Consider the following 12,840-nt stretch of genomic DNA (forward strand, 5'->3'; position numbering starts at 1 on the left):
TATGAATGAAATTACATGTTGTGATTAACAGGTTATAATTATGATGAAATTTTACAAAAGCTTCCTAAATCGATAATGGTATAATGATTTTTCTTCCTATTATAAATTGCCTCTAATCGATCGATGATTTCGAATCCTTTTTCACGAAATAAACCGTAAATGTCTAAAAGGTCGCGGTCACCGTCAGTTAGAAGCATTCTTTCGATATATTCCCCTTCTATAAAATCCATTATAATGAAATTCGGCTCTTCATGGGTTTCGGAAAAATAAAACTGCGGAACGTATTCGATTAATTCTTTATGCTTTTGAATTTCCTCATAAATTTCAATATCCCTTGAAATAGAATAAGTTAACACCCCTTTTTTAGAAAAAACCTCATTAAATAATTCGTCTTGTTCTTTTGGAAGTTTAGGTTTTTGTTCATTTGGCTTAAGGTCACTTAAAGCTTTCACTAACTGTGATTTTACACAAAGTGATTTTAATTCCTGTGCCTTAGGTCTTAAGATCACTCCGTTGTTCCCAAATATCAAATCAAACTTAGACTTAAATTCTCCTGTTCTTATTGCCTCTTTAAACAGTTCTTTTACTTTATTTATTTCCTTTGTTGTTACCATTTTTACTCCTCCTATTCGATAGATAAATTTAATATAGCATAATTCACCATTTAAGAGGAATTTTACAATGGTTAAATAATGGAAAAGTATAGGGGTGATTTTTATGATTCGTGTTTTATTGGCTGATGATAGCTCATATTTTCGAAACGAATTAAAAAATATTTTGCATAAATTGAACATAAACGAAATTATTGAATTTGAAAATGGAATGGATTTAGTTAATCATTACAAAACTTTATACAATCAAAAGGAATACAAGGATATCATTATGGTTGATTTAGCCATGCCAATGTTAGATGGTTTTGGTGCTTTAAAAGAAATCCTTAAAATTAATCCGGATGCTAATGTGATTATTTTATGTGGCAAAAATCGTGGATTGGTCATTGAAGGAATTCAATTAGGTGCAAAATGGTTTATTTGGAAACCGTTTGATGAAGAAAACATTAAAGAGGCGATCAATCGATTTATTTGATGTTTGCATACAAAGATCACTTTTATTCATTATCTTTGCCAGAAATGGATAGAAAATGATCAGGATTAACTCCAATCACCGATATTGATATGAAATGACTAAAGTTACATCACTAATGTTATTATCATAAATTTACCTTGATTCAAAAGTAGCCAGATCAACAAGTAAAATTGTTTGGTTTTGTGGTATTCCCAAAGAAAATCGAAGGATTTTCAGTTTGGCAAGTGGATAGGGATAAAAAGAATAAAGGAATTTTAGAAAAAAATCCGCATAAAAAAGAAAGTAAGGGGTATAAGAAGGGGGAGGAGGAGCGTTTATGAGATATTTCATCTCTTCATTTTGTTCCAATCGACAATGTAAGAACCGTTCCGTTACTCGTGTGTTAGAAGCAATTTCTTTATCAGCTGCTAAAGAAGCAGTATATGAACTAAACATTAACACCAAAAGAGAAACATGTCCTTGCTGTCATAAAGAGCTAAGTTATTACTTGGACTTTCAGCGAGAGAACGACGATTTGGAACATGAACAAAGCCTCCCTTTGTAAAAAAAGGAGGCTTTTGTCTGTGCTCGATTCCCGAGCTTGGAGGTATGTAATATTCTTTTTGTCAGGATTCCCCCGACGTGAAGGTTGTTTCTATAAATATAATAGCTTGTTTTGGTAAAATGTGCAACACATTTCAATAAAATTATTTTTAAATGACCGTTTTTAGCATTTGTTGGTAGATCTCGTTTCTGGCAGTTACCCGATCTTTTGTTTCAGTATCTATGACATTGGCAAGACTTAGAATCATTTCATTCCTTTGGTCTTTTGTCAATGATGTTTTTACCCAGGTTATTTTATACTCCGTAGGATCATTATAAAGCGTATAGGTTAAAACTTTTTTGTTATAATCTTTTGATGCCAAGGGTCTTAACAAGTGAGATAACTGTTGAGTTGGATTCGAAAATTCTGGAACGAATTTAACATTATTTTTCAGTAGATGCTCTAACAAGGACTCTTCTTTTAACAGCATTACGCGAAAACCTTCTTTAATTCTCTGTTCTTGGTCTGGAGAGATATAAACAGGAATATTTTGCTTGGTAAACTCAGTTTGGACAATCCTTTTACGGCTTATACATGTCATTTGTTCTAAACAAACGACTGTTTCTAATACTAACGGACGAATCTTTCCGATGCTGAATCGATGTTTGGTTTCTTTGGTTTTATTTTTCATACTCTCCGTAGGAATAACCTGTACAGAATCTCTGTTAGGAATCACATCCCAAACGATAGCATAATGTTCTTTATCCAGTTCGCTTCCCACTGCCGTAAACTTCGCTTTAATTAATTGCCCTTTTTCTAATGGTGGTACAAATCGAGTCGGCTTTTTAGGTCGACCCTGGTTATCCGTGTCGTCCACTTCATCGGCTTTCTTGGAACATTGGATAAATCTCTCTGTTCGATCCAATATTGTACTTCGAGAGATAACCTGTCCATTAAGCGGACGGATGTCGTCTGAAACACTAACCAATTCTTGTAACAATCTGGTCAACTGCTCATCAGTACCAACCGCAAGGAATAAATCCTTTAAATGAGGTTTTCTGGTTATCAAGTCTATAAGGTCTTGGTGTTCGCTTCGCATTTGTTCCGTGTTCTCCTTTCTAATCCATCTTTTTTTATTAAAGCATATTTTTCCTAAATTTGAACTAATTTTTTAAATCAAAATAATTTAGAAACAGTTATACGAAATGAAACCTACATTTCAAATAGAATGGCTTCTAAATAGGTAATAAACAGGAGTAGGTTACTTCTAATTAAATATTGAACGTAAAACAAAGTAATATCATGTAATCAAAAAACATCTTTACGAAACGAAGGTTGGGCGACGTATTGGCATCAGCGCATTTTGCGCGAGATGGATTTGACGAGCGATGAGGCGATTGAATTTGCGAAACTGAACGCCAACGTCGTGCAACCGTCGCGCACTGGCATCAATCCGTATTATTTAGGACTGAAAATTTTTGAAGACATTGAAGAGCGGTGGAACAACCCGACTGAGGAGATGAAAAAATACGGCGTCAAGCCGGGGTCGGGGAGGGCGAAAATTTTTGAAGTGCGCGAACTCGAATCCGACATTTCGTTTTTGCGCAACTATTTAACGAAAGAGCTCGTCATGCGCGAAGATATGTATTTGTTCCAAAAACAGGGGAAAGAATATAAAATCGTCGACAAAAACTGGGAGCATATCCGCGACCAACTCGTCAGCATGCGGGTAAACGGCGGATTCCCGTATATCACGGTCAATGACGGCGATTATATGCGCAACGGAGAGTTGTATTTGAAGCATTGGTATGAAGGAATCGAACTCGATCTGAAGTATTTAGAAAAAGTGCTCCCATACATTTATCAGTTGTGGGGCCGTCCGGTCCATATGGAGACGGTCGTCGAGGAAAAGCCGATGTTGTTTACGTATGACGGGAAAACGGTGCATCGGAAATATTTATAACATAAGGGCAGGGATCTCCTGCTTTTTTTGTTTGTCACGATGAATATGTGAAAAATGACACAAATTATTCGAAATCATGCCGGATAGCGTCCCCGATTTTATGAAATAATATGAAGTGGATAATTTGTGATGGTTGTCACAAATTCTTCACCACTGTTTGTTCGCCCGGGGGGATGGATATGTGGAAGCGGCATGAAAAAACGCTTGTGTTCGTTAGCTTTGCTGTTGCGGCTGTTGTCTTGCTTTCCTTGATTGGCCGCTTGTTTTCATAAGGGGGGATGAATCGTGAACGGTTACGATCCGGTGCTGCTTAGCCGTATTTTGACGGGATTGACGCTGACGGTCCACATCATTTATGCCACGATCGGCGTCGGGATTCCACTGATGATCGCCATTGCCCAGTGGGTTGGGATTCGCAAAAATGATATGCATTACATCTTACTCGCTCGCCGCTGGACGCGCGGTTTTGTCATCACCGTAGCGGTCGGCGTGGTGACAGGAACAGCGATCGGCTTGCAGCTGTCGCTTTTATGGCCGAACTTTATGCAGCTGGCTGGCCAAGTGATCAGCTTGCCGCTGTTCATGGAGACGTTCGCCTTCTTTTTTGAAGCCATTTTCCTTGGCATTTATTTGTATACATGGGATCGGTTCGAAAATCAGAAAAAACATTTGCTTTTGCTTATCCCGGTGGCAATTGGGTCTTCAGCATCAGCCATGTTTATTACGATGGTGAACGCGTTTATGAATACGCCGCAAGGGTTTGAATTTAAAAACGGCGAGCTTGTCAACATCGATCCAATCGCGGCTATGTTCAACCCAGCGATGCCGACGAAAGTCGCCCATGTGCTGGCGACTTCGTATATGACGTCAGCATTCGTGCTTGCTTCGATCGCCGCTTGGCATTTATGGAAAGGCAATCGTCACATTTATCATCGCAAGGCACTTCATTTAATGATGAAAACAGCTTTTATTTTTTCGGTAGCCAGTGCATTGATTGGCGACTTATCGGGCAAATTTTTAGCCGAATACCAGCCAGAAAAGCTGGCGGCTGCTGAATGGCATTTTGAAACGAGCTCCCATGCACCGTTGATCCTGTTCGGCGCGCTCCAAGAAGACGGGGAAGTGAAATATGCCTTGGAAATTCCATATGCCCTTAGCATTTTGGCCCATAACCATCCCGCTGCGGTTGTGACCGGACTGAACGAAGTTCCGGAAGATGAACGCCCACCACTGTACATTCATTACTTATTCGATGTGATGGTCACGATCGGGGTGTTTTTAATGGTTGTCGCAGCCGCGTATTGGCTCGGATCGATTTTCCGCTGGAAGTGGACGGCGAAAAAGTGGTTTTTTGGACTGCTGGTGGCGGGAGGGCCGCTGGCGATGGCTGCGATTGAGGCGGGATGGTACTTAGCGGAAGTCGGGCGGCAGCCGTGGATTTTGCGCGGCTATATGAAAACGGCGGAAGGAGCGACATCGTCGGCGCATGTGGATACGATGCTTGTGTTGTTTTGCCTTTTGTATATGGTGTTAGTAATTGCGAGCGCAACAGTGCTCATCCGTATGTTCCGCCGCAACCCGGTTGAACGGGAGCTGGCAGAGCGGGCCAATAACGGGGAGGTGGCGCCATGACGCTCGAAGTCATTGGCATTTCGGTGTTATGGCTGTTTTTGTTCGGGTACATTATCGTTGCCTCGATTGATTTCGGGGCTGGGTTTTTCAGCGCCTATAGCCATTGGGCAAACAAACAGCATATTTTGCACCGCATCATTCAGCGCTATCTTTCCCCTGTATGGGAAGTGACGAACGTCTTTCTTGTCTTTTTCTTTGTCGGCATTGTCGGCTTTTTTCCGAAAACGGCGTATTATTACGGTTCTATTTTGCTTGTCCCGGCGAGCATCTCCATCATTTTGTTAGCTATTCGCGGCTCGTACTATGCGTTTCATACGTATGGGGGGACGGAACGGAACTGGTATTTAATCGCTTATGGATTGACGGGGTTGTTTATTCCGGCCTCCCTGTCCATCGTGTTGACGATTTCCGAAGGCGGGTTTGTGGAGGCAGGCGCCTCAGGCGTTGCGCTGGATTATGGGAAGCTGTTTGCAAGCCCATTGTCATGGAGCATTGTGCTGCTCAGTGTGACGAGCGTTCTTTACATTTCTGCCGTTTTCTTAACGTACTATGCGGACGAGGCCAAGGATGAACGGGCGCGGGCGCTGTTGCGCCGCTACGCTCTTCTTTGGAGCGGGCCGACGATGTTGTCAGCGCTGCTCATTATTTACCAGCTCCGCTACCATAATCCCGAGCATTACGCCAACCTATGGAATGTGGCGTGGATGCTGGTCATTTCCTTTTTGTTTTTTGTCATTACCGTTTGGCTGCTTTGGCGGCAGCGGCGGTTCGGCTGGGCGTTTATTGCGCTGTTGTTTCAATATGCGTTCGCCTTTTACGCCTATGGCATTTCACATTATCCGTATTTGTTGTACCCGTATTTGACGATTTATGACGGGTTTACGAATGAGACGATGGCTATGGCGTTGATCGTCGCGTTTATTGCCGGCCTCCTGTTATTAATTCCGTCACTTTATTTGCTTATGCGCCTCTTTTTGTTTAACAAGGCGTACGTTAAAGGAAAATGGGAAGGGGGAAAAGGATAATGCAAACATTTTTGATCATGTATGCGCCGATGATCATCGTCGCCCTGTCGATCATCGCCGCGTTTTGGGCTGGTTTGAAAGATGTGCACGTAAATGAGTAAACACAATTTCAGCGTCTTGGTAATGCATAGTTTGCCGCCAATCGCCCACACTAGCGGATGACAACGAATAGAGAAAGGATGGGCGATCATGAAAGAAATATTGGAGCGTGTGAAAGAGCAGCTGGAACAATCGTTTGACGAACCGCGCTCGACGAGTCTTGATGGGGCGATTCATGAGCTTGAACGGTTAAAAGCGAGCGCCAGGGATAAACGGCAAATGATCGAAGATGTCATCCGTGCGGTGACTCACGCGCGCAATGCGCGAATGGAGCTGGCCGAGGCGGGAGATGAATCGGCGACAAACGCTTTCGCTGAGGCCTACCGGGCGCTCGATCAAGCGATTGAATCGTACAGTGGCGTCGATAACGACCCGGTGTAAGACGGATGGGGGCCCCCTTGGCCTTCATCTGTCGGAAATACGCGGAAGGCGGATGGATTGCAAGCGTTTGGCTGACGTGTTATACTGATTGGCAGCCAAGTAAATACAGGGAATGTTTTCTAGGGTTCCGCGGCTGCTTTGCGGCCGGCCTGCGACCGAGAGAAAACGCGCGGCATCGCTGCGTGCACGGAGGGACAAAAGCCCGGGAGGAGCATCGTTTCGATCGTTCTCGCGGCTTTTTTATTTTCGCTAAAAAGGGAGGACGGGGCATGGCGTGGGTTTATTTAATAGTTGCTGGTTTGTTCGAAGTTGTATGGGCGATCGCGCTGAAATATACGAACGGGTTTGCCCGCTTTTGGCCTTCTGTTGTGACGATTGCGGGGATGGCGGCGAGCTTTTACTTTTTATCACTGGCGATAAAAACGTTGCCGATCGGCACCGCCTATGCGGTGTGGACGGGAATCGGAGCGCTCGGCGCGGCCTTGGTCGGCATGTTGTTTTTAAACGAGCCAGTCAACGCGCCGCGTGTGGCGTTTTTGCTTTGCATTCTTGTCGGAGTCATTGGGTTGAAGTTTACGGCGGGGCAATAAATTGGATTCATTTCTTGTCAAGAAAAAGAGTTGACAACAGGTATAAATATTGAATATCATGAAAATATAAAAACGAATATAGTTTCTTTTGTTAAAGGGGAGTAGCTTTAACAGCAAAGTCGTCAGTTCAGGGCGCATGCCCTCGGCTTTGTTGGCAACGGCGACGTTGTTAGCGAGACCTTTACCGATGTTGGTAAAGGTCTATTTTATTTATGGAGGCCTTTACCAAAGATGGTAAGGGCCTTCTTTCATTTCATGAAACAAAAGGGGGGAAGATAATCGTAAAGGAAGATAGGTTCGGTTTCAAAAGAACAAAAAGTGGAGGGGATGGCATGCGTAAATGGTGGAAACGGCTTCGCTTCATCGTCCATGTCCGGCGTTTTCTACCGTTTTTGTTTGAATTTTTCGTTTCTCATGAAGTGCCAATGCGAAAAAAATTGTTTTCCGTCGGTTTGCTGCTTTTGTATATAGCGCTGCCGCTTGACCTCATTCCGGATTGGCTTGCGTTGTTTGGTTTGATCGATGATTTGGCCGTCTTCCTATTTATTTTGCAACAAGTCATTAAGATGGCTCCGGTTTCATTAAAAGAAAAATATAACCTGTAAAGGGGGATTCTTCCATGGATCTGTTGTCAGTAGAGTTTTGGACGGCGTTGCTGTCGATCGTCATTATTGATCTTTTGCTGGCAGGGGATAACGCCATTGTGATTGGATTGGCGGCCCGCAACTTGCCCAAATACCAGCAAAAAAAGGCCGTTGTCTGGGGGACGGTAGGCGCTGTCGTCATCCGGGCGTTGGCGACGATCTTCGTCGTCTGGCTGCTGAAAATCCCAGGGCTTTTGCTTGTCGGCGGCGTGCTGCTTGTCTGGATCGCCTATAAGCTGCTTGTTGAGGGGAAGGGCCACGACGATGTTGAAGCCGGGGGAAATTTATGGGAGGCGATTCGCACGATCATTATTGCCGATGCGTTGATGGGGCTTGACAACGTATTGGCGGTCGCCGGCGCCGCGCACGGAAACTTTCTCCTCGTCGTTCTTGGGTTGCTCATTTCCGTTCCGATCATGGTGTGGGGCAGCACGCTTATTTTAAAATGGATCGAGCGCTTCCCAATCATTATTACGATCGGCGCCGGTGTCCTCGCCTGGACGGCGGCGAAAATGATCGTCGATGAGCCGTTTTTAAAGGCGTATTTTGCCAATCCTGCCGTGAAGTATGGATTTGAGTTGCTTGTTGTTGCCGCTGTCATTGTGGCGGGAACGATGAAAAAACGAAAAAGCGCCAAAGAGCCGCAACCGAAAGCCGCCAATGAATAATTGGCGGCTTTTGTGGCTGGGCAATCACCAAGCGGATGGCTATTTCCATTTCAGCAGCAGAAATTGCAGCAGCCATCCAATGGAGAGCCCGGGGATGACAGATAAGATCGGCAGCCAAATCGGTCCAAAAAACACGCCGCCGATCGTCACGTGCGACGAGTACATCAAGCCGACCGTCACAAAGTAGACGGAGACGACAAACGGCAAAAACGAGTACGGCGTTTGCCCGCCGCCAGCGTCTTTAAACGCATCCCACATGGCAAAAAAGTATAAACATGGATAAAACATCAGCCATCCGATATCGACAATGCGGGCGGCCTCATCCGTACGTCCCAAAAAGCTGAGGCGGATGGCTTCATTGAAATGGGATTGGGTGTTAATCACAAATTCCAACGCAATAAACAAAATTCCTTTTATATACTTTTTGTTCAACAGTTGCCCGAATCCAGGCAAAGCAATGCTCCATAACAATGCTTCGATCGCTTTCACCTTCTCGAACCCTTTACTGAGATAATATTAGTTGATCGTTGCTTTGTCCGTTGCACCGTCAGATGGAGCTGGAGACAATCGATGGGTGCTTCATGGTCAGTTGCTGGTTAAGCCGATGGGTGCAATTACATTTTTTGCGCCAAAGACTTGTTTTATACTTTTTTGCAATAGGAATGCAGGAAAACTTTCCTATAGAACCAAACGATATGTTAGCTGAAGATAAAAAAATACTTTAAATTTTTCAGAATAATGAATATAATAGTTACGTAAAGGATTTTGACAAATAAATAAAGGGGGAAGCCGTGTGAAGGGGCTAAAATCGATTTTGTTATGGGGCCTGATTTCCGTCCTTGGGGCCGCAGCGTTTGCCATTTTGGCTTTAAGCCGCGGCGAATCGGTCAACGCCATGTGGCTTATCGTCGCCGCCGTCTGCACGTATGCGGTCGCTTATCGGTTTTACAGCCGGTTTATCGCCCGCAAAGTGTTTGGTCTTGATGATAACCGGAAAACGCCAGCGGAAGTGTTCAATGACGGGAAGGACTATGTTCCGACGAACAAATGGGTGCTATTTGGTCATCACTTTGCCGCTATTGCGGGTGCGGGACCGCTTGTCGGACCGATTTTGGCCGCGCAGATGGGCTATCTGCCTGGGACGCTTTGGATTGTGATCGGCGTTGTGCTCGGCGGAGCGGTGCAAGACTTTGTCATTTTGTTCGCTTCGATGCGCCGCAACGGGAAGTCGCTCGGCGAAATGATTAAGGAAGAAATGGGTCCGGTGACGGGCTTTATCGCAGCGCTTGGCATTTTGGGCATTATGATTATTTTATTGGCCGTATTGGCGCTCGTTGTCGTGAAAGCGCTTGTCGGAAGCCCGTGGGGGATGTTTACGATCGCCGCGACGATTCCGATTGCGATTTTGATGGGCATTTACATGCGCTTCATCCGTCCAGGGCGCGTTGCTGAAGCGTCGCTTGGGGGATTTGTGCTGTTGATTTTGTCGATCGTGGTCGGGCAATATGTCGCGGAGCACCCGACACTCTCGGCGATGTTTACGCTAAAAGGGGAAACGATCGCCATCTTAATGATCATTTATGGCTTTGTCGCTTCGGCGTTGCCGGTATGGCTGTTGTTGGCGCCGCGCGACTATTTGAGCACGTTCTTGAAAATCGGCACGATTGTCGGATTGGCGCTCGGCATTTTCGTCGTCATGCCGGACTTGCAAATGCCGGCAGTGACGAAATTTATCGATGGCACCGGGCCGGTGTTTGCAGGCAACTTGTTCCCGTTCTTGTTCATTACGATCGCTTGCGGCGCGGTGTCTGGATTCCACGCGCTCGTTTCATCCGGCACAACGCCGAAGATGATTGAGCTTGAAAGCCATGCGCGGCCGATCGGCTACGGTGCGATGCTGATGGAGTCGTTCGTCGCTGTCATGGCGATGGTGGCGGCTTGCGTCTTGACGCCAGGGGCGTATTTTGCCATCAACAGCCCGGCTGCTGTCATCGGAACCGATGTGGCGCAGGCGGCAAAAGTGGTATCGTCATGGGGCTTCACCGTCACGCCGGATATGCTTGCGCAGTTGGCGAAAGACGTCGGCGAACAAACGGTGTTGTCACGCACGGGCGGGGCGCCGACGTTGGCGATCGGGATGGCGCACATTTTATCGAGCGTCATCGGCGGCAAGGCGCTTATGGCGTTCTGGTATCACTTTGCCATCCTGTTTGAAGCGCTGTTCATCTTGACGACGATTGACGCCGGCACGCGCGTCGGCCGTTTCATGATCCAAGACATTATGGGCACGTTTTACAAACCGCTCGGCAAAACGGATTCGCTTGCCTCGAACTTGATCGCTACGACCCTTTGCGTACTGGCGTGGGGTTACTTCCTGTACCAAGGCGTCGTCGACCCGCTCGGCGGCATCAACACGCTATGGCCGCTGTTTGGCATCGCCAATCAAATGTTGGCTGGCATCGCCTTGTTGTTTGCGACGACGGTTCTATTTAAAATGGGCAAAAAGGCATATGTTTGGGTCACGCTCGTGCCGACAACATGGCTTTTGGTCGTCACGCTGACAGCCGGGTATCAAAAACTGTTCCACGAAAATGTCAAAATTGGTTTCTTGTCGCATGCGAAAATGTTCCAAGACAGCTTGAGCCAAGGCAAAATTTTGGCGCCGGCAACGAATGAGGCGCAAATGCGGCAAATTATTATGAACGATTACATTGATGCGACATTGTGCGCGATTTTCATGCTCGTTGTGATCGCGATGCTGATCTCGGCGTTGAACATTTGGATCAAAGTATTGCAAAACAAACATGTGCCGCTCAAGGAAGCGCCGTACGTGCCGCGCGATGGAGAAGGAGCGAAGCACTATGCCTAAATGGCTGCAAAACGTTTTGGCTTATCGCCGGCAGTTTCTTGACTTGCTTGTCGGTGTGCCGAGCTATGAAAAATATGTCGAGCATATGAAAACCCATCATCCTGGCGAGCCGATTAAGTCGCGGAAAGAGTTTTTCTGCGAGGCGCAAGAGGCACGCTACAATGCTAAAGGCGGCAAAGTGTCGCGTTGCTGCTAGCAAACGGGAAGGAAGGAGGGGCGCGTTCCCTTCTTCCTTTTTTCTTCTTGTTCATCATCGCTGAGAAAATGTTCGATTGGCGGCATGGTTTTTGTGAAAGACGTTGGGAGCGTTGGATCAACCCTCAGTGGAGAAAGGAGCTGTACATATGATGCGCATTCTGTTTGTCGGAGCAGGAGCGGTCGGCGGGTATTTCGGCGGCCGTCTGCTTGAAAAAGGGGTGGACGTAACGTTTCTTGTTCGCGAGCGCAGAAAACAGGAACTGGAGAAATATGGGCTTGTCATCCACAGTGTCCATGGCGATGTGGGATTGGCGCCGAAATTGCTTGTTGCCGGCGAATCGGCCGAGCCATTTGATCTTGTCGTGTTCTCAAGCAAAGCGTACCATTTAGACGGCGCCATCGCCGACGCGAAACCGTATGTTGGAGAGGCGACGATGATTTTGCCGTTGTTAAATGGCATGGCCCATATGGATGCGTTATGGAAGGCGTTCGGCCGCGAGAATGTCTTAGGCGGGCTTTGCTTTATCGAAACGACGTTAAACGAGAGAGGGGAGATCATCCAAACGAGCCCGGCGCATGAGATGCGTTTCGGTGAATGGCCAAACGGGCGGAGCGAGCGAACGGAGGTGCTTGCATCGTTGTTTGCCGGCGCTAACGCCTGCTTTCGCCTAAGCGAACAAATTGCAGCTGATATGTGGAACAAATATTTGTTTATCGCGACGATGTCGGGCGTGACAACGCTGTTCCGCGCCCCGATCGGGCCGATCCGTTCCGGGGAGTACGGGAGCGTCATCATCGATCGGCTGTTTCGGGAAATCAAAACGATCATTCAGGCGCATGGGGCGCCGCTGACCGATGAAATGGCCGAGCGGCAGCGCACCCAGCTCGAGCAGATCGCCCCAACGATGAAATCGTCCATGCAGCGCGATATGGAAAAAGGACAGCTCATTGAAGCCGATCATTTGCAAGGGTATTTGCTAGCATTGGCGAAGCGGCATGGCATCCATGCTCCGATGCTCGAGGTGGTATATCACAATTTAAAAATTTACGAAGCGAGCCGCGCAACCGGTGAGTGACCAGTTGTTCAACCCAGCCGTTTGGCAGGAGCGTGCAGCCCCGCCAAACGGCTGTTTTTTGAGAAAAAGAGAAGTTGTTTACCGCA

14 protein-coding genes, 1 pseudogene and 1 riboswitch are annotated in these 12,840 nt (G+C 46.5%); of the genes and pseudogenes, 12 read left to right on the forward strand and 3 right to left on the reverse strand.

All coding sequences use genetic code 11. From position 1 onward, the window contains the following. Positions 1-38 precede the first annotated feature (38 nt). Positions 39-614 carry a hypothetical protein gene (locus GT3570_RS02885; protein WP_062898420.1) on the reverse strand — a complete coding sequence of 192 codons (576 nt, stop codon included), beginning with the start codon at positions 612-614 and terminating at the stop codon, positions 39-41. A 103-nt stretch (positions 615-717) separates the two neighbouring features. Here GT3570_RS02885 and GT3570_RS02890 point away from each other — a divergent pair, with 103 nt between their 5' ends. Continuing rightward, a complete protein-coding gene (locus GT3570_RS02890) occupies positions 718-1,086 on the forward strand; it encodes a response regulator (RefSeq protein WP_062898421.1) in 369 nt (122 codons plus the stop codon). Between the two features lie 692 nt (positions 1,087-1,778). Here GT3570_RS02890 and GT3570_RS02895 read toward each other — a convergent pair. Continuing rightward, a complete protein-coding gene (locus tag GT3570_RS02895) occupies positions 1,779-2,708 on the reverse strand; it encodes a hypothetical protein (protein WP_062898422.1) in 930 nt (309 codons plus the stop codon). 213 nt (positions 2,709-2,921) lie between these two features. Here GT3570_RS02895 and GT3570_RS02900 point away from each other — a divergent pair. From GT3570_RS02900 to GT3570_RS02930, 8 genes and pseudogenes are all read left to right on the forward strand, one after another. Beyond that, positions 2,922-3,572 (forward strand): annotated as a pseudogene (locus tag GT3570_RS02900) (SpoVR family protein); the annotation flags it as partial. 285 nt (positions 3,573-3,857) lie between these two features. Next, complete coding sequence (locus GT3570_RS02905; RefSeq protein ID WP_011230108.1) at positions 3,858-5,204, forward strand: cytochrome ubiquinol oxidase subunit I; 1,347 nt, start codon at positions 3,858-3,860, stop codon at positions 5,202-5,204. After that, a complete protein-coding gene (locus GT3570_RS02910; RefSeq protein ID WP_011230109.1) occupies positions 5,201-6,229 on the forward strand; it encodes a cytochrome d ubiquinol oxidase subunit II in 1,029 nt (342 codons plus the stop codon). Before GT3570_RS02905 ends, GT3570_RS02910 begins: the two co-directional genes overlap by 4 nt. Next, entirely contained in the window at positions 6,229-6,330 is a 102-nt protein-coding gene (gene cydS, locus GT3570_RS19325) for a cytochrome bd oxidase small subunit CydS family protein (protein ID WP_011230110.1), read from the forward strand. Before GT3570_RS02910 ends, cydS begins: the two co-directional genes overlap by 1 nt. A gap of 88 nt (positions 6,331-6,418) precedes the next feature. Then, positions 6,419-6,709: a hypothetical protein gene (locus GT3570_RS02915; protein ID WP_033013879.1), complete on the forward strand. Its 291-nt coding sequence runs from the start codon at positions 6,419-6,421 to the stop codon at positions 6,707-6,709. 108 nt (positions 6,710-6,817) lie between these two features. Next, positions 6,818-6,920, forward strand: a riboswitch (guanidine-I (ykkC/yxkD leader). A gap of 58 nt (positions 6,921-6,978) precedes the next feature. After that, a complete protein-coding gene (locus GT3570_RS02920; protein WP_011230112.1) occupies positions 6,979-7,299 on the forward strand; it encodes a DMT family transporter in 321 nt (106 codons plus the stop codon). A 332-nt stretch (positions 7,300-7,631) separates the two neighbouring features. Next, on the forward strand, positions 7,632-7,904 hold the full coding sequence (locus GT3570_RS02925) for a YkvA family protein (RefSeq protein WP_011230113.1): 273 nt from the start codon (positions 7,632-7,634) through the stop codon (positions 7,902-7,904). Between the two features lie 14 nt (positions 7,905-7,918). Next, positions 7,919-8,611, forward strand: a complete 693-nt coding sequence (locus tag GT3570_RS02930) for a TerC family protein (RefSeq protein ID WP_021322501.1) — start codon at positions 7,919-7,921, stop codon at positions 8,609-8,611. A gap of 39 nt (positions 8,612-8,650) precedes the next feature. On the opposite strand, the gene GT3570_RS02935 is transcribed toward GT3570_RS02930, so the two are convergent. Then, positions 8,651-9,100, reverse strand: coding sequence for a hypothetical protein (locus tag GT3570_RS02935; RefSeq protein ID WP_062898423.1), 450 nt, complete (start codon positions 9,098-9,100; stop codon positions 8,651-8,653). A gap of 304 nt (positions 9,101-9,404) precedes the next feature. Between GT3570_RS02935 and GT3570_RS02940 the strand changes: the two genes are divergently transcribed. From GT3570_RS02940 to GT3570_RS02950, 3 genes are all read left to right on the forward strand, one after another. Further along, positions 9,405-11,480, forward strand: coding sequence for a carbon starvation CstA family protein (locus GT3570_RS02940; RefSeq protein ID WP_011230116.1), 2,076 nt, complete (start codon positions 9,405-9,407; stop codon positions 11,478-11,480). After that, complete coding sequence (locus GT3570_RS02945) at positions 11,473-11,676, forward strand: YbdD/YjiX family protein (protein WP_011230117.1); 204 nt, start codon at positions 11,473-11,475, stop codon at positions 11,674-11,676. The genes GT3570_RS02940 and GT3570_RS02945 overlap by 8 nt, the downstream gene beginning before the upstream one ends. Before the next feature lie 151 nt (positions 11,677-11,827). Further along, complete coding sequence (locus GT3570_RS02950; protein WP_011230118.1) at positions 11,828-12,754, forward strand: ketopantoate reductase family protein; 927 nt, start codon at positions 11,828-11,830, stop codon at positions 12,752-12,754. The last annotated feature ends 86 nt before the right edge of the window (positions 12,755-12,840 follow it).

The sequence above is a fragment of the Geobacillus thermoleovorans genome (genome assembly GCF_001610955.1).
Classification (GTDB): Bacteria; Bacillota; Bacilli; order Bacillales; family Anoxybacillaceae; genus Geobacillus; species Geobacillus thermoleovorans.